We start from the raw sequence: 17,791 nt of genomic DNA, 5'->3' as shown, positions 1-17,791 counted from the left end.
TGAAACATGAAAAACAAAGCATCTGTATGGCTTCGAGGCTCTGCTGCACTGCTGCTGTCGTCGGCTCTGATCGTATCCGGCTGTTCCAAGGAAAGCACGAGTGCGGGGCAAGGCGGAACGAGCAGCCCAAGTACACCGGCTGTGGAGGAGGAAAAGGACAAGAAGCATACTATTTCCATCGCATCCTATCACATCGGCCCGACAGACAAAGATGGGGAGCTTGTGAAGTATGCCAATGAAAAATACAACGTGGAGCTCGACATTCTGAACATCGAGAATAACAAATACGAGGAGCTTCTGAACCTAAAGTTCGCTTCCGGTGAAATTCCGGACCGGATGCAGGTGCGCAGCTTCGGCTCACTGCAGAAATATATCAAGTCCGATGTGCTTGCAGAAATTCCGGAGGACCTGCTGAAGCAGCATGCGCCGACGCTGTATGCCAGCCTGGAGAAGAGCTTTCCTGGTATTTTTGAATATTCCAAAATTGACGGCAAGCTGTATGGCATTCCGTATGTCGTTCCACAGGGTCAGCACCGGGCACCGCTTGTGTATCGGGGCGACTGGATGAAGAACGTCGGGGTCGAAGAGGCACCGAAGACCCTTGAAGAATTTGAGGAGCTCATGTATAAATTTGCAACGGAGGACCCGGACGGCAACGGCAAGAAGGACACGTACGGTCTATCCTATTCTGCGATGGCTGCAGTCTTTGGCGCCTTCGGCTATATGCCGGATATTTTCAACGGGGACAAAGGCAATGACAAGATGATCTGGCAGGTTCGGGATGACAAGCTCGTCTACTCCGCGATTCAGCCGGAAATGAAGGAAGCGCTTACAATGCTGAACCAATGGTTTAAGGACGGCATTATTGATCCGGAATTTATTACAGGGGAAAACCAGGGCGGCAACTGGGCACTGACCCATGCGTTTATTAACGGACGTATCGGTACATCTGGCCAGGGCTACTTCTATCACTGGATTCCGCAGCTGGGCAGCAGAAATGCAGGTCCGAACAATACGGAGCTGGGCAAGCTGAACAGCGCTGCAGCGGAAGCTCTCGTGCAGGGCGAGCCGCCGGTTGGCGAGGATGGCAAGCGGGGCATGTGGCAGCAAAATATGATGAGCGGCAGCTTCGTGAGCTTTGGCAAGCAAGTGGAGAAGGATCCAGACAAGATGATCCGCATGCTGGAGATGCTGGAAACGATGAACGCTACTTATCAAGAGCGCAGCATTATGTGGTACGGCATGGAGAACAAGCACTGGCATTACCAGGATGAGGATGGCGTAAAGGTAGCTACTCCGATGAATCCTGAGCATAACGCAGCCGCGATGGCGAAGCTTGGCGGTCACCTGGTTATCAATCCGTTCCAGATGCTGGAGCACCAGGATGTGGACAACAAGATGAGAAATCAATTCGGCGCAGAGCATAAGCTGGACGAGGGCGGCATCCAGAACGAGCTGTTCACGGCGCTGGAGTCAGAAGGCAAATACCGTGCGGAGCTCGACAAGCTGCAGGATGAGGCCTACATTTCGATTATTACTGGCGACAAGCCGATCAGCTACTTTGATGAATTTGTAGAGAAGTGGCGCAAGGCGGGTGGCGAGCAGCTGGAGAAGGAAGCCAATGAATGGTATTCGTCCATGAAATAACGTTGGAATAGGGCTGGCGACGGCAGGGCTTGGAGATGACCATCTCTGAAGCCCTTCTTTCGCACCTGCCGGGCCGCATGATCATGACACCGATTCCGCAGGCAGCTCCAGAAAGCGTTCAACACTATGCAAGCATAAATGCTGATAGAAATGAGGTAAGCGGCAATGAAGACTTTGAATACAGATGAACAGAGCGTCCATGTTGGCGGACTCCGGTATTTTCTGAGCGAAGGAGAGCTGGACAAAGCCATACAGATCTACAAAAAGCATTTCGCAGATGAGCTGGAGCAGGCGATGCAGACCGCTGACATGGCTGTCACGGGCTGCTATAAAGTACCTTTTTCCATGGCTGCGCGTGAATTTGTGCCGATTGGAGTTCCGCCCAGCTGGAGTGTAAATCCCACGGAGGATCTGGAATTCGAATGGATTCTGAACCGTCACCTGCATGTCATGAGTTTGGGGATTGCATACCTGCTGACCGGTGAGGAGAGCTACGCGGAGGTGTTTCAGCGTGATGTAATCACCTGGATTGAACAAAATCCGATGCCGGAGGGAGAGGCGTATGAGGCCGCAGCGTATTTTCAAAAACGCGGGCCGTGGCGTCTGCTGGAGGTCAGCATGCGGGCACACAGCTGGCTCTGGGGTGCAACGCTGCTGCAGAGAAGCCGGGTGCTGCAGGAAGGCAGCTTCCAGGGGAAGCTGGAGGCGTCGCTGCGTCAGCATGCTCGTTACTTGACAGCCTACTTCGGTACGCCGGACATGAATCATGCCTCCATACATATGCAGGGCTTGTTCTTTCTCGGCATATGCCTGCCGGCTGCACCGGAGGCTCCGATGTGGCGTCAGCTTGCTGCGGAGCGGCTGGAGCTGTGCCTGCTGCGGCAGGTGCTGCCGGACGGAGTGCACAACGAAATGGCGACCTCTTATCATATTTCGAGTATGAACCTGTTTCTGCTTCCGGCGCTGATGGGAGCACGCCTGGGCTATGCCCTTCCTTCTCTGTTTGGAGACCGGCTGGAGCGTATGGCACGTTATGTGGCGGCCATTACCCGCCCGGATGGCACCTGTACACCTTGGTCGGATTCGGACTGGAGCAAGAGCGGGCGCTATATGATCGGTCTGGCCGGGGCACTGCTGGAGGATTCCTCGCTGCTGGCACTAGGCGAGCTGTCCGCAGATGCCTTGTGGCAGCTTGGGCCTGAGGCCTATGAGGCCGCTTTTAATGCCATTCAGGAGTCACGGCATACTCCTTCAAATGGGGTCAGCACCGTATTTCCTGATGCCGGCTACTACATCATGCGTTCATCCAGACATTATCTGGCCTTTGATGCCGGTCCGCTGGGCGATGCTCACGGGCATGCCGATTGCCTCTCCTTCGAATGGGCACTGGATGGCCAGCTGGTATTCGTGGACCCGGGCAGATACACGTACCAAGAGGGGGAATGGCGGAGATACTTCAAATCAACCTATGCGCACAATACGGTAACGATTGATGGCTTGGATCAGACCCCGTATGCCTCCACCCAGCAATGGTCAGAGCCCGAGGCCGTGCCGACGGTATACCGTCATCTGAGCACGGAGCAGTATGAGCTGGTGGATGCGGCTCATAATGGCTATGAACGCCTGGCTTCACCGGTCCGTCACCGCCGCTGGCTGTATGTGGACCGTCAGCTGCCGCTTATCATCCTTGCCGACTGGCTGCAAGGCACCGGCACGCACGAGGCGGAGCAGCGGTTTCAGCTGCAGGAGGGCTGGCTGGCAGTCCCAGCCGCAGAGCCGGACGAGGGCGTGCAGCCGCTTCATCTGGCTGGTGGAGGCCGCCAGCTGACGATGAGATGGTACACAGACGGCACCTTCAGCCAGGCCAGAAGCCGTGTGGGTGAGGCCTTTATTGCGCAGCAATACGGAACCAAAGCGCCAACGCTGGCCATTTCCGTAAAGGGGGTGATTCAGGACAATGCATGTCTCTTGAGCATCATCTATGATGAGAAGGAGGTGAGCATTACGAACGCCTTGATCGAGGAGAGCGGCAAACGACTGCAGATCACGATCCGCTCCGCAGACGGAGCTTCCTCGACACTGAATCTGGATGAGCACTCTGTGGCACGGAACGACCATTAAAAGGAGGTCAAGCGTATGGGTAGTCAAGTTCACTCCCTGAAAGCACTCTCACTTTTGATCGTAATCAGCATGGTATTGGCCATGCTGCCCATGGTTACCTTTCCGACTCCAGCACATGCAGGTGCACATGACCGTGAGAACGTATCGTTAAACGGAATATGGGATTTTTACCCTAATGGCGGAGCTGCCCGGCATGATATACGGGTTCCCTCCTACTGGGACAGTCCTGACGATTTCGGGTACCCGGCGAGCTGGGAATCGCTGAATCACGGGATTTACCGAAGCAGCTTTACCGTGCCTTCCTCGATGGCGGGAAAAGAAATCTTTTTATCCTTTGAGCAGGTAGCTCCACTGGCCAAGGTGCTGGTAAACGGTGTTCCGCTAGCTACCGAAACAGACGGCTATTTAATGACACGGCTTCCCTACAAGCTGAATATTACGGCTGTCGCTCAAGTGGGTGGGAGCAATACGGTGGAGGTGAGGGTGTGGAGCTCGAACCAGCTGCCTGCGGATGCGGTGGATGCCAGTGGACAATCTCTGTACCCGGTAGGCGTAGATGATCGGTCCTGGGGTCAGGGCCGCGGCATTACCGATGATGTCGAGCTCATCGCGTATCCGAAGGTGTACATTTCAGACACCCATATCCTTACCGATCTGAACAATAACAGTAATGCAGCTGATGATACCATCTCTGTACACGTGACCGTTACGAATGCGACCTCCTCTAGTCAGAGCGTGACCGTAACGAATAGTGCGTCTTTGATCGGCGGGAGCCTGGAAAAAAGCTTTGGCGACCGCACCGTAACCCTGGCTGCGAATAGCAGCCAAACGGTATCGCTGTCCAATGTACCCTGGACCGATGCCAAGTATTGGTGGACGCATGATCCCAAGCTGTACAGCCTGAATACCTCCTTGGTACAGGGAGGCGTTACAAGGGATTCCTCTGCGACCCGCTTCGGGTTCCGGGAATTTTCGGTGAACAGCAATTACTATCAGCTGAATGGAATCAAGACCAATCTGAGAGGCGATTCCCTTCAATCCAACTGGCATGTAAGAAGCGGCGCAGGAACCGCGCTCTCTGCAAAGGAATCCTATAAGGACACGAATATTGCCCAGGTCAAATTGCAGATGGATGAGTGGAAGTCCGTCTACAATGTGGCCCGAACTCATATTGGTGGAGCCATTCGGGAGCTGTACGATTATGCGGATGAAATCGGACTGCTGCTTATTGATGAAACCCCTTTTTGGCAATATCACAATCGCCACAGCTTTAATCCGGCTGCGATGGACCATGTGAATAAATGGGTTCAGCAATGGGTCATTGGTAACAGAAATCACCCCAGCATTGTCATGTGGAGCGGCGGAAATGAGAATTTCCAGCATATTTCCGGCAATGCCAATACGCTGATTCCCGCAGTCACTAACGCCATCAAGGCGGTGGATACCACCCGCCCCATCATTCAGGATGACGCGACGACAGACGATCAGGAGAACCATCATTATACCGGCGGGTACCCGGACGGATGGATGAACCACAGCAATTTATACGGGCTGTATACGAACAATGCCTCCAAGCCAAAGGGCGAAGGCGAAGCCTACACCCCTTCTCAGGGCTGGACGGTGCTGGATGCAAACGGCGCTTACACCAGCGGGAATACCAAGGATTATATGAACGATAATTTGGTTTCTCAGGCTGTCTGGCATCGTGCGGCGGATCGCATGGTCCGGGGTATGCGCTATGCAGGGTATGCCGACATCCGGTATTACCATAACTGGATTTATGCTTATGAAGTGATTGAGGATACGATTTACCCGGTATGGGCCGACCTCTCTGCCAAAGGGATCAAGCCTGCCAAAATCGAGCGGCCCATGTTCAATGTCTTCTCTTCGTCGCATCCTGCCTTCATTCGTTCGGATTCTTACGAATATACCAAGAATACATTTTCTCCGGTGGCTGCCTTTGATAAGGAAGGAGACCGCCTGAACCGGATTGGCGTCCATCCTCCGGTCTTCGCGGCAGGCAGCAGTACAACCCGAACCATTATCGTGTATAACGACGAGCAGAGAGACGGAACAGGTATTGAGGTAGCCTGGGAAGCGGGCTACACGAACCCCGCGAACGGGACGTACACCAGCTTTCAGAGCGGCTCGTTCAATATCAATGTTCCCTACGGCAATAAAGGGGAGCAGGCCATCAGCTTTACGGTGCCGGCAAACGTATCGGCGCGCTGGCTGCAGCTGAAGCTGACCGCCCGAAAAGGAGCTACCCTCAAATTTGAGGAGACCAATGAGATCGGCGCCATCGGCAGCATTCCGCCAGCCCAAATATATACTGCTCCTGTCATTGACATCGGCACCAAAACGATAGACAACCGGAATCAAATGCACAAAATCAAGCTGGTGAACCAAGGCGGAGGGCTCAGCACCCTGTGGTCCGCTGCCGGTCAGGGCGGAGGGTTAACCCTGTCGCAGACTTCAGGCAATCTGCGGGGAGAGCGGGAAATCTATTTCTCCATGGACCCCTCCAGTCTGGCGCCGGATACGAGCTACAGCAGAGTGCTGACGTTTACGGAAGCCGGAGGCACTCAGGCACAGGTAACGGTTATGTTCCGTACCGGGCCAGATACCGGCGGCGCCTCGCCCGCCGTGCTGTTCAGCGACGATTTCGAGTCGGGGACCGCATCAGGTTGGGTGACGAATACCGGGTCATGGGCTGTGATGACAGACGGCAGCAAAGCGTATCGCCAGAGTAATACGACGGCGGTAAGTGCGAGGGCAGTACAAGGCAGTGCATCCTGGACAGATTACGAGGTGTCTGCCCGGGTGAAGGCAGGTGCCTTCGGGGGGTCTTACTCCGGAATTGGCTTGGAGGCGCGCTATCAGGATGCGGCGAATAAGTACACATTCTCTTACTCCACGAACGGCAATATTCTCAAGATTCAGAAGACCGTTGGCGGGGTGTACACGGATCTGACCACCAAAGCGTATACCTTCAATCCTGGCACATGGTATACGTTCAAGGCCGTATTGAACGGAAACAATCTGGAGTTCTGGGTGAACGGAGTGCTGGAGCTGTCTACTACGGACACCCAGTTTGCGGCCGGCTCCATCGGGCTGTTCTCTCACCGGAGTGATTCCCGGTTTGATGATGTGAGTGTGAGTTCAATACCCGCCTCGCCCGCCGTGCTGTTCAGCGACGATTTCGAGTCGGGGACCGCATCAGGTTGGGTGACGAATACCGGGTCATGGGCTGTGATGACAGACGGCAGCAAAGCGTATCGCCAGAGTAATACGACGGCGGTAAGTGCGAGGGCAGTACAAGGCAGTGCATCCTGGACAGATTACGAGGTGTCTGCCCGGGTGAAGGCAGGTGCCTTCGGGGGGTCTTACTCCGGAATTGGCTTGGAGGCGCGCTATCAGGATGCGGCGAATAAGTACACATTCTCTTACTCCACGAACGGCAATATTCTCAAGATTCAGAAGACCGTTGGCGGGGTGTACACGGATCTGACCACCAAAGCGTATACCTTCAATCCTGGCACATGGTATACGTTCAAGGCCGTGTTGAACGGAAACAATCTGGAGTTCTGGGTGAACGGAGTGCTGGAGCTGTCTACTACGGACACCCAGTTTGCCGCCGGCTCCATCGGGCTGTTCTCTCACCGGAGTGACTCCCGGTTTGATGATGTGAGTGTGCTGAGCAGCATCGATTACAACTAAGGTTTGCTAATATATCGGTTCATGAGATCTGTAAAAATCTAATCATAATCCTTCTGGAGGGGATGTCCATGAAAGCTGTAATGCTCATGTTTGACACGCTGAACCGCCGCATGCTGTCCCCCTATGGCTGCGACTGGACCCATACACCGAATTTCCGCCGACTGGCGGAGCGCACGGCCGTGTTCGATCAGGCGTACGTAGGCAGCATGCCATGCATGCCTGCACGCCGGGAGCTGCACACCGGCCGGCACAACTTTTTGCATCGCAGCTGGGGGCCGATCGAGCCGTTTGATGACTCTATGCCGGAGCTGCTAAAGCGTCATGGCGTGTATTCCCATCTTGTAACAGATCATCAGCATTACTGGGAGGACGGCGGCGCGACCTATCACACCCGGTACAGCTCATTCGAGCTGATTCGGGGCCAGGAGGGCGATCCGTGGAAAGGACATGTGAAGGACCCGGTTCCTCCGGAGACGGTAACGACCCGTCCGCTGCAGGGCATGTTCCGCCAGGATTGGATCAATCGTCAATATTGCCGTCAGGAAGAAGATTTCCCGCAAGCGAAGACGTTTGCGGCCGGGCTGGAATTTATCCGCCGCAACCATGGCGAGGACCGCTGGTTCCTGCAGCTGGAAACCTTTGATCCGCACGAGCCGTTTCATGCACCGGAGAAATACCGGGAGCTGTACCCTCACACGTATGAGGGCAAGCACTTTGACTGGCCGATGTATCGGCGGGTGACAGAGACGCAGGAGGAGATTGATCATGTCCGGCTGGAGTATGCGGCACTGCTAAGTATGTGCGATGCCTACTTAGGCAAGGTACTGGACGTAATGGATGAGCTGGGCATGTGGGAGGATACGATGCTTATTGTGAATACCGACCATGGCTTTCTGCTGGGGGAGCATGACTGGTGGGCCAAGAGCAATATGCCGTTTTACAACGAGATTGCCCATATGCCGCTCTTTATCTGGGACCCGCGGACACAGGCAAGCGGAGTACGGCGCTCCAGCCTGGTTCAAAATGTAGACCTGGCCCCCACACTCCTCCGCTATTTCGGGATTGAGGTGCCCCCGGATATGACAGGGCATTGCCTGCAGCAAACCATTGCTCAGGATGTACCGGTACGGGAAGCCGCGATCTTCGGCATTCACGGAGGACATGTGAATTGTACCGACGGCCGGTATGTCTACATGAGGGGACCGGCTTCTTCAGACAACAGACCGTTATATAATTACACGCTGATGCCGACGCGGATGCGCTCCCGCTTTGAGGTGGCAGAGCTGAGGTCGTCTCAGCTGCACGAGCCTTTTGCCTTCACGAAGGGCGTGCCGGTGCTGCAAATACCGGTGGCTCACGGCAAGCCGATCGACGATCTCCGGACGATGCTGTTTGACGTGGAGCAGGACCCGCAGCAGCTGGAGCCGATCACTGATCCGGACGCAGAGGAGCGAATGCTGAAGCTGCTGCAGGAGGTCATGGCCCGCGAGGAGGCGCCGGCAGAGCAGTACATCCGGCTGGGCCTTGAGCAGCATGCTGCTGTGCCTCTGGCCAGGAACGAATCTGAGTAAAGGATGGTGCTGATATGACTGCAGCCCGCTCGAATGAACAGCCTAATGTAATCGTTTTTTTTACAGATCAGCAGCGGTGGGATACTACGGGAGTTCATGGTAATCCACTGGGGCTGACGCCCAACTTTGACCGAATGGCAAGAGAAGGGACGCATGTCTATAATATGTTCACCTGCCAGCCGGTCTGCGGCCCTGCCCGTTCCTGTCTGCAGACTGGCCTGTATGCGACAGCAAGCGGCTGCTACCGCAATTCCATACCGCTGCCGCGAGACCGCCGTACACTGGCGCATCATTTCAAGGATGCCGGCTACGACACCGGATATATCGGCAAATGGCATCTGGCGTCTCAAGAGCCGGTTCCCGCTGACGAGCGGGGCGGATATGAATACTGGCTCGCATCCAATGTGCTTGAATTCTCCTCGGATGCCTACAACACGGTCATGTACGACAACGACTGCAACGAGGTCAGGCTGCCAGGATACCGGGTCGATGCCCAGACCGATGCAGCGATTCGATACATGGATGCCCATCAGGATCATCCGTTCTTTCTTTTCTTATCCTATATAGAGCCTCATCACCAGAACCATACCGACAATTATCCTGCACCGGACGGCTCGGAGGAGCTGTATACGGACCGCTGGACACCGCCGGATCTGCGGGCGCTCACGGGCAGCTCGCCGCAGCACCTGGGAGGCTATTACGGCATGGTGAAACGGCTGGATGAGGGCTTAGGAAGAATCCGGGACGCGCTGAAAAGCCTAAATCTGACCTCGCGTACAATCATTCTCTTTACCTCTGACCACGGCTGTCACTTCAAGACGCGGAATGAGGAGTATAAGCGCAGCGCCCATGACAGCTCCATTCGCGTACCGACAGCGCTGTATGGCCCTGGCTTCCTGCAAGGCGGACAGCTGCGTGAGCTGGTCAGCCTGGTGGACCTGCCTGCGACCCTGCTCGACGCCGCTGGCATCGAGGTGCCGGCAGACATGCAGGGGCGCTCGATTTTGCCGATTATTCAGAAGCAGCCGGTATCCTGGCCGGAGGAGGTCCTTGTGCAAATCAGCGAATCTCAGGTGGGCAGAGCGATTCGGACGCAGCGCTGGAAGTATGCCGTGACCGCGCCGGATGCCCACCCGAAGGATGATGCAGGCTCTGCCCGGTATGTTGAGGAGCTATTGTATGATCTGGAAGCAGATCCGTATGAGCTGAGCAATCTTGCAGGCATGGAGGCCTATCGTACTGTTGCTGACGAGCTGCGAGCACGACTGATCACGCGAATGGTGGAGGCCGGCGAGGATGCGCCGGAGATTGTCGCTCATGAGGTGCGCAGTGGAGGACAGCGCAGAGTGTCGATTGAGGAGTGCCGGATTAAACTTTAGAGAACTCTCTTTCTTCTGCAACATTTACCAGTACAGCTTCGTCAGAAAAGTAAGGCAAGCTACAGTAGAGGGGCTGCCATATATTTGATGAAGGAGGCTGATGTTAACATGAATAGTCTGATCAAGCGTTTAGGTGCTGTCATGCTGGCTGGCTCGCTGCTGACCGGCGGCGCGGCTGTGCTTTCTACTGCTGGAGGTGCGGCAGAGGTGCTGGCTGTGGAAGCCGCGGCACAGCAGGGAGTGACGGTGATCGGTAAGGGCGAGCTTTCGGTGAAGCCGGATATCGTCTATCTGTCCATTGGGGCAGAGTCCACGGCCGCTACTGCAGAATCGGCCCAGAAGCATAACGCCGAGAAAATGGATAAGGTGCTGAAGGTGCTGAAGAACACCTGGAAGCTTCAGGATAAGGACATTCAAACCGAGCGGTTCCACGTACAGCCTAACTATACCTATACCGAAAAAGAGGGTCAGCAGGTTAAAGGCTACACGGCCCGCCATTCGCTTCAGGTGACGCTGCGCGATCTCAGCAAGGTCGGTGAGCTGCTGGATGGCGTATCCAAGGCAGGAGCGAACGCGATTGGCGATGTCCGCTTCTCCGTGGAAAACCGCGATGCGTTTGAAGCTCAGGTGATCGAGAAAGCGATGGCGAATGCAGAGATGAAGGCACAAGCTATTGCCAAGTCCGCTAAACGCCAGTTAGGTGTGGTGACCCAGGTGGTAGAAGGTCAGGTTCAGAACTACGGTTTTGAATATGTACAAAACGAAGCCAAGCTGTCGTCCTCAGCGGACTTCGCCTCCACATCGGTGGAGCCGGGCGAAATCAAGCTGAATACACAGCTGCAGGTGCAGTACGAGTTGAAGTAAAGGGATCTATATGCCTTGCAGATCCGCATGAGAGCCTAAAGTGATGCCTGGCTGCCCCTTGGTGCAGCCGGGCATTTTTTGCGTGGAGTGAAGCTTGTTACAGGATGGGTTGAAACCCGCCTTCTGCAAGAGATTACATCTGACAAAAGTGTTGTGTACCGCATCAAAACAAGGTATAGTGAATATGCAAAAATCGACCATGACTATAGTCCGGACCATACCGTGTGGATATGGTCTTTTTTCTTGGTATCGCAAAAAGACGGTTTTCCGAAACGGGAAGGGGAGGAACTTATCTGTGATAGAGCTTGTCCAGATTACCAAGCAATTTCAGGGACAGACCGTCGTGCAGCCGCTGTCTCTGTCCATTCGGGAGGGAGAGTTCCTGACTCTGCTCGGCCCCAGCGGCTGCGGAAAAACGACGATTCTCCGCATGATTGCCGGCTTTGAGAACCCGACGGAGGGACAAATCTGGCTCGCAGGGCAGGATGTAACACAGCAGCCGGCGAACCAGCGGGACCTGAATCTCGTGTTTCAGCACTACGCGTTGTTTCCGCATATGACGGTAGCGGACAATATTGCCTTCGGACTGAAGATGAAGAAGCTTTCCAAATCCGAAATCAAAAAGCGCGTCGATGAGGCTGTCGCCATGACCCAGCTGGCTGCGTTCACTGGGCGCTATCCGCATCAGCTGTCCGGCGGCCAGCAGCAGCGTGTGGCTATTGCCCGGGCAATTGCGAACAAACCCAAGGTGCTGCTGCTGGACGAGCCGCTGGGAGCACTCGATCTGCAGCTGCGCAAAAGCCTGCAGTCAGAGCTGAAGCATCTGCAGCGAACGCTGGGCATTACGTTCGTGTATGTGACGCATGATCAGGAGGAGGCGATGATGCTCTCCGACCGGATCGTCATTATGAACGGAGGCCGAGTAGAGCAGATCGGCACGCCGCGGGAGATTTATGCGTCGCCCAAGACGCTGTTCGCGGCGACCTTTGTCGGAGAGAACAATATATTCTCTGCGCCGGAGGGTCTTTTTGCTGTCCGGCCGGAGAAGCTGATTCCGCTCCCTCAAGGAGACAGCCGCGCTCGCAGGGCAGGCGTCATTCAAGATATCCAGTATCTTGGCAATGTGCACAAGCTGGTGGTTCAGCTGGATCAGGAGCCGATGAAGGTGACGCTGGCGCTGGACCTGTCCCAAGAGCACCTGTATGACATCGGAGATTTTATTGGCCTAAGCTGGAACGACGTGGATCAAGTGGTGATTGGGCCATGAACAGAAACAAGCTGCTGCTGACACCTGTGCTGCTGTGGATGGCTCTATTTCTGATTGTACCGATGCTGATTGTTATCGGCATCTCTCTGCTGCAGCGGAATGCACTCGGCCAGCTTCAATTCTCGTTTAGCATAGAGGGCTATAAGACATTTTTTGACCCTCTCTATATCGGCATTTACTGGGATACCATTGTGCTGTCTGTGTTAACGACCGTTATCTGCCTGCTCATTAGCTACCCTATGGCCTACTATATAGCCAACGCTTCCCCGCGTGTCCAGACCTGGGGCCTGCTGCTGGTAACGGTACCGTTCTGGATCAATTTTCTGATCCGCACCTATGCTTGGGTGCTCCTCTTGAGAACGCAGGGTGTAGTCAATACGCTGCTGCTGGAGACGGGCTTGATTGCCGAGCCGCTGCAGATGCTGTACACGCCGGGAGCCGTGCTGCTCGGCATGGTGTACAACTTTATTCCATTTATGGTGCTGCCGATTTATGTTGCACTGGAGCAGATGGACAAGCGCCTGCTGGATGCCGCTTCCGATCTGGGCGCTTCCCGCTGGAAAGCTTTCCGATACGTGACTCTGCCTCAGAGCCGCTCCGGCATGATGACCGGCTGCGTGCTGGTTTATGTGTCTACCTCTGGCATGTTCGTCGTGTCGGACATTCTGGGCGGCGCCAAATCCAGCATGCTCAGTAACATCATTCAAGCCCAGTTTCAGGGGGCGCGGAACTGGCCTTTCGGTGCCGCGCTGTCAGTTATTTTTGTGCTGACCTCGCTGGTGATGATCCTGCTGTTTAACCGGGCCATGCAGGCCCGGCATCTGAATGTGAAGGAGGGGAGATCTTGAACAAGCGCGGCTCTGCGTTGCTAGGTCTGCACTCCTTGCTCATGATGGTGTTTTTGTATTTGCCGATCCTGATGATTGTCCTCTACTCCTTTAATAACACGCGGCTCAGCGGCAGCTGGGAAGGCTTTACGTTTGATTGGTACCTTTCGCTGCTGGATAACCGGCATGTGAAGGAGGCGCTGATAAACAGCCTAAGTATTGCACTGGTATCGACAGCGGTCTCCACGGTACTGGGCACGCTGGCAGCCTTGTCGCTCCGGACCTTGAGCCGCCGCAGCCGCGGGGGATTGAACGGACTCTTGTATTTGCCGGTCATCATCCCGGATATTATTATGGGGCTGTCTCTGCTCGTGCTGTTCTCCCAGCTGCAGCTGGAGCTCAGCAAGCTCACGGTCATGATCGCCCACATTACATTCAGCTTGTCGTATGTGTACGTGGTGGTGTCTGCCCGCCTGGCCAATATGGGCAGGCAGCTGGAGGAGGCGGCGATGGATCTGGGTGCGAGCGGCTGGCAGACCTTCCGGCATGTGACCCTGCCGCAAATTGCTCCCGGTATGATTGCCGGTGCGCTGATCGCGTTTACGCTGTCGCTGGATGATTTTATGGTCAGCTTTTTTGTGGCCGGTCCCAGCTCTACCACGCTGCCGATCTATATTTATGGACAGGTCAAGCGCGGCATCTCGCCGGAGATTAATGCACTGTGTACGCTGCTTATTCTCGTCAGCGTGATATTGATTCTGCTTGCACAGTATATGCTCAATCGCGGCAAAGGACAGAAGAAGCAAAAGGCGCTTCCGTTCTAGCCTGCAAGCCACGCAGCAAATGGATGTCCGCATTGCATTCAGCTTAGCTGATGCTGGCGGTTTATTTTGAAAGGAGATGGATGGAATTGAACCTGAAAAACAAATGGACCCGGCTCCTGCTGGCCGGAATGCTGTCTGCAGTGGCAGCCTTGTCTCTGGCCGGCTGCGGCTCGGAGAAGGAAACCTTGAATATTTATAGCTGGGCGGATAATTTTGACCCGGAGGTGCTGGCGGATTTCGAGGAGAAGTACGATGTCAAGGTGACGTATGACAACTACGCCAACAATGAGGACCTGCTGGCGAAGCTCCAGGCGGGCGGCGGCGGCTATGACTTGATTCAGCCTTCCGATTATATGGTGAAGACGATGATCAGCGAGGATCTGCTGGAGCCGCTGGAGCTGGACAACATTCCTAATTTTGCGAACCTGTCGGATACCTTCAAGAACCCGGATTTTGACCCGGGCAACAAGTATTCGATCATTTACACCTCCGGGGTTACCGGTATCGCCTATAACAAGAACTATGTGAAGGAAGACATTAGCAGCTGGGACGACCTGTGGAATCCGGAATACAGCGGCAAGCTGCTGCTGGATGACAATCGCGAGGTCATCGGCATGTCGCTGAAGAAGAATGGCTATTCCAACAGTTCTACGAATGAGGCCGAAATTCAAGAGGCAGTGAATGATCTGAAGAGCCTGGTGCCGAATGTACTGGCCTTCGATACCGACAGCATCAAGCAGAAAATGATTCAGGAGGAAGGCTGGATCGCTACTGTATGGTCCGGGGATGCCTCCTTTATTGCGAAAGAGCTGCCGGATCTCGGCTTTGTCGTACCGGAAGAGGGGGCGACCATCTTCTCTGACAACTATGCCATTCCTAAGGGAGCAGAGAACAAGGAGCTTGCCGAGAAGTTTATGAACTACATGATGGAGCCGGAGGTCAGCGCAAAGAACTACGAATATATCGGCTACAGCAACCCGAACGTCAAGGCAATGGAATTCCACAGTGAAGAATATCGCAATGACCGCATGATTAATCTTACAGCGGAAGAGCTGGAGCGCACGGAGTGGCTCAGCGATGTCGGCGAAGCGCTGCCGGTGTATGACCGGGCCTGGAGTGAGCTGAAGAGCGGACGTTAAGACCGTCAGCGGTGAGTTTGAATATGCATAAGAGCTGCCTGAAGCGGAGAAATTCGATGCGGAGGCAGTTCTTTTTTTGCATTGTGTTGCATTGCAGAATTGTCACTGACATTGTTACCTTTCACCCCTGTGCCGTTAGATATAATGGGAGACGGGTAATGACATATACATAATTTTTCAAAATAAGGAAAAGGTGATGGAAATGAACTTACGCAGAACATGGATCACAGCGATGCTGGCAGCAGGCGTTGCCTTGGGCAGTGTCATGGACGGCGGGGCGCAGGGCGCTGAGGCCGCGACGGTCTCCCGGAGCCACCTGCAGGCCGTGAATGAGATTACCGTAACCTGGGATGGAAAAGAGCTCTCCCGCAAGGGCATAGTCAGCCTCGGCTCTTCTTATGTTCCAATCACCGAGGTGCGGGATGTCCTGGGCTTGTCCTTGCATTATGATGCCAAAGAGCGTTCCTATACGCTGAGCGGAGCTCTTCACGAAATCAAGATCTACGTGTACGGGGGAGATGAGATCGGACTGCTCGTGAACGGCTATTACAGCAACAGCAAAGACGCAAAGCTGGTCAACGGACGACTATACCTGCCATACGACCTGCTTCATCAATATATGGGCGTGCAGGGAGCTTGGAGCTCTGCAGAACAAACCTTGAGCCTGACCAGCCTGCCGCAAAATAAGCTCATTCTTGAAACCCGGACTCTTCGTGAAGTGACGCCAAAGGCGGACATCTCGGTTCGCTACCCGGTTCTGAGCGGGATGGCGAATGCCAAGGCGGAGGCGGATATGAATGCCGTCTTCAGACAGCATGCCGAGGATTTCATCTCGGAATCGGTCGAGGGATTGAAGGAGATGCCGGCTCCGCGGGAAGGGATACCGTATGAGTATACCGGAGATTTTATCGTGCACCATAATCGTGACGGTATTCTGAGCCTGACTGCACATGAGTATACCTATGCTGGCGGGGCGCACGGAATGACCTATCGCACCAGCTGGACATTCTCACTTCAAGATGGAAAGAAGCTGCAGCTTGCTGATGTAATCAACCTGCAGGGTGACCGTAAACAAAAGCTGGATACGTATGTGCTGGAAACGCTGGAGGAAGGAGGCGGTTACCTCGGCGGGTTCCAGGGTGTGCCGGCCGATGCATCGTTCTATATTCAAGGGGATGCGGCGGTGCTCTACTTCCAGCTGTATGAATATACGGCGTACGCCTACGGCTTCCCGGAGATGAAGCTGCCCTTCAGCGTTTGGAAGAAGTAGGCCTGTTTCTGGCAGGAGCATCTAGGCACATGAAAAAGGGGCGGTCCCTTGAGATTACGGATCTCAAGAGACAGCCCCTGTTCTTGCTGTGAGAAAAAGTTGATTGGATGTTAGATGCCTTGCGGCGGTGTGCTTTCCAGCACCTGATCCACCAGTCCGTACTCCTTCGCTTCGGAAGCGGTCATGAAGTAGTCACGGTCGGTATCCTTCTCGATGCGCTCCAGCGGCTGTCCGGTGCGCTCGGCAAGAATGTGGTTCAGCTTATCGCGCATCTTCAGGATGCGGCGGGCGCGAATTTCAATATCCGTAGCCTGTCCCTGAGCACCGCCCAGCGGCTGGTGGATCATAATTTCACTGTTTGGCAGCGCGAAGCGCTTGCCCTTGGCGCCGGCATTCAGCAGGAACGCGCCCATCGAGGCAGCCATGCCGACACAGATTGTGGATACGTCCGGCTTAATAAATTGCATTGTATCAAAAATAGCCATACCGGCCGTGATGGAGCCGCCCGGACTGTTAATATACAGATGAATGTCCTTCTCTGGGTCTTCCGCTGTCAAAAACAGCATTTGCGCAATGATGGAATTGGCGACCACGTCATTGACATCGGAGCCGAGGAAGATAATGCGGTCTTTCAGCAGTCTGGAATAGATGTCATAGGCCCGCTCACCGCGGTTGCTTTGTTCTACGACCATAGGGATAAAACTCATTCGTGAAACCTCCTCTAAAGTACATTCCTCATTAAAATACTGTTACCGTATTACCCATATGATAAACAATTGAAATCAAAAAGTCAAAGAAAGTCAAACTAATGGGTAAAAAAAAGAGCCGTTCAGGGCGCTTATGGGTAAAACAATATTGGGAAAACTGAAGATGGTAAGTAAAAATGGCGCGCCCGCGAGGAATCGAACCTCGATCTCAGGCTCCGGAGGCCTACGTCATATCCATTGGACCACGGGCGCATATTCAGTTAAAAATTTAGCAACAGAATTGATTATAGCAGATGACATTTTAAAATACAAGCGGGCGTTATATTTTGGCTCTTCGCTGAATTGAGTGGCTAACACCGAATTCTGTAGATTCATAGGATCGCTTAGATCTGAGAGTTTCTTTAAAATCTGGTATAAAGGGAAAGAGGGAACTGACGAGTTCAACTCCTTCGTGC

General features: G+C 54.3%; 14 protein-coding genes and 1 tRNA gene. 12 read left to right on the top strand and 3 right to left on the bottom strand.

Features of this window, described 5'->3' with window-relative positions; genetic code table 11:
- Nucleotides 1–6 precede the first annotated feature (6 nt).
- The 12 genes from ACH6EH_RS18280 to ACH6EH_RS18225 all read left to right on the top strand — a co-directional run bounded on the left by ACH6EH_RS18280 (nucleotide 7) and on the right by ACH6EH_RS18225 (nucleotide 16,629).
- Nucleotides 7–1,647, top strand: a complete 1,641-nt coding sequence (locus tag ACH6EH_RS18280; protein ID WP_397333339.1) for an extracellular solute-binding protein — start codon at nucleotides 7–9, stop codon at nucleotides 1,645–1,647.
- 35 nt (nucleotides 1,648–1,682) lie between these two features.
- Nucleotides 1,683–1,835: a hypothetical protein gene (locus ACH6EH_RS18275; RefSeq protein WP_397333338.1), complete on the top strand. Its 153-nt coding sequence runs from the start codon at nucleotides 1,683–1,685 to the stop codon at nucleotides 1,833–1,835.
- Complete coding sequence (locus ACH6EH_RS18270) at nucleotides 1,813–3,768, top strand: heparinase II/III family protein (RefSeq protein ID WP_397333337.1); 1,956 nt, start codon at nucleotides 1,813–1,815, stop codon at nucleotides 3,766–3,768. Before ACH6EH_RS18275 ends, ACH6EH_RS18270 begins: the two co-directional genes overlap by 23 nt.
- Before the next feature lie 15 nt (nucleotides 3,769–3,783).
- Entirely contained in the window at nucleotides 3,784–7,488 is a 3,705-nt protein-coding gene (locus tag ACH6EH_RS18265; protein WP_397333336.1) for a 3-keto-alpha-glucoside-1,2-lyase-like domain-containing protein, read from the top strand.
- A gap of 68 nt (nucleotides 7,489–7,556) precedes the next feature.
- Nucleotides 7,557–9,059 (top strand): sulfatase, encoded by a 1,503-nt coding sequence (locus ACH6EH_RS18260; protein WP_397333335.1) that lies wholly within the window; start codon nucleotides 7,557–7,559, stop codon nucleotides 9,057–9,059.
- 14 nt (nucleotides 9,060–9,073) lie between these two features.
- Nucleotides 9,074–10,438 carry a sulfatase family protein gene (locus ACH6EH_RS18255; RefSeq protein ID WP_397333334.1) on the top strand — a complete coding sequence of 455 codons (1,365 nt, stop codon included), beginning with the start codon at nucleotides 9,074–9,076 and terminating at the stop codon, nucleotides 10,436–10,438.
- Nucleotides 10,439–10,546: 108 nt separating this feature from the next.
- On the top strand, nucleotides 10,547–11,302 hold the full coding sequence (locus ACH6EH_RS18250; RefSeq protein ID WP_397333333.1) for an SIMPL domain-containing protein: 756 nt from the start codon (nucleotides 10,547–10,549) through the stop codon (nucleotides 11,300–11,302).
- A 295-nt stretch (nucleotides 11,303–11,597) separates the two neighbouring features.
- Nucleotides 11,598–12,569, top strand: a complete 972-nt coding sequence (locus tag ACH6EH_RS18245; protein ID WP_397333332.1) for an ABC transporter ATP-binding protein — start codon at nucleotides 11,598–11,600, stop codon at nucleotides 12,567–12,569.
- The gene (locus tag ACH6EH_RS18240; protein ID WP_138224048.1) at nucleotides 12,566–13,417 is read left to right on the top strand and encodes an ABC transporter permease; all 852 of its coding nucleotides are present in this window, start codon (nucleotides 12,566–12,568) and stop codon (nucleotides 13,415–13,417) included. Before ACH6EH_RS18245 ends, ACH6EH_RS18240 begins: the two co-directional genes overlap by 4 nt.
- 41 nt (nucleotides 13,418–13,458) lie before the next feature.
- Complete coding sequence (locus ACH6EH_RS18235; RefSeq protein ID WP_138227560.1) at nucleotides 13,459–14,220, top strand: ABC transporter permease; 762 nt, start codon at nucleotides 13,459–13,461, stop codon at nucleotides 14,218–14,220.
- Between the two features lie 128 nt (nucleotides 14,221–14,348).
- Nucleotides 14,349–15,359, top strand: a complete 1,011-nt coding sequence (locus ACH6EH_RS18230; RefSeq protein ID WP_397333362.1) for a polyamine ABC transporter substrate-binding protein — start codon at nucleotides 14,349–14,351, stop codon at nucleotides 15,357–15,359.
- A 196-nt stretch (nucleotides 15,360–15,555) separates the two neighbouring features.
- On the top strand, nucleotides 15,556–16,629 hold the full coding sequence (locus tag ACH6EH_RS18225; protein WP_397333331.1) for a PdaC/SigV domain-containing protein: 1,074 nt from the start codon (nucleotides 15,556–15,558) through the stop codon (nucleotides 16,627–16,629).
- A gap of 110 nt (nucleotides 16,630–16,739) precedes the next feature.
- On the opposite strand, the gene clpP is transcribed toward ACH6EH_RS18225, so the two are convergent.
- The 3 genes from clpP to ACH6EH_RS18210 all read right to left on the bottom strand — a co-directional run.
- Entirely contained in the window at nucleotides 16,740–17,336 is a 597-nt protein-coding gene (clpP, locus tag ACH6EH_RS18220) for an ATP-dependent Clp endopeptidase proteolytic subunit ClpP (RefSeq protein WP_138224051.1), read from the bottom strand.
- Nucleotides 17,337–17,513: 177 nt separating this feature from the next.
- Nucleotides 17,514–17,588 (bottom strand) — tRNA-Arg (locus tag ACH6EH_RS18215).
- Nucleotides 17,565–17,791: hypothetical protein (locus ACH6EH_RS18210; RefSeq protein ID WP_397333330.1), on the bottom strand; the 227-nt coding region annotated here is incomplete at its 5' end. The genes ACH6EH_RS18210 and ACH6EH_RS18215, both read right to left, overlap by 24 nt.

The sequence above is a fragment of the Paenibacillus sp. JSM ZJ436 genome (genome assembly GCF_044383795.1).
GTDB lineage: Bacteria > Bacillota > Bacilli > Paenibacillales > Paenibacillaceae > Paenibacillus_AQ > Paenibacillus_AQ algicola.
Note: the sequence above shows the minus strand (reverse complement) of the source record. Positions and strands in the feature narration are given on the sequence as shown.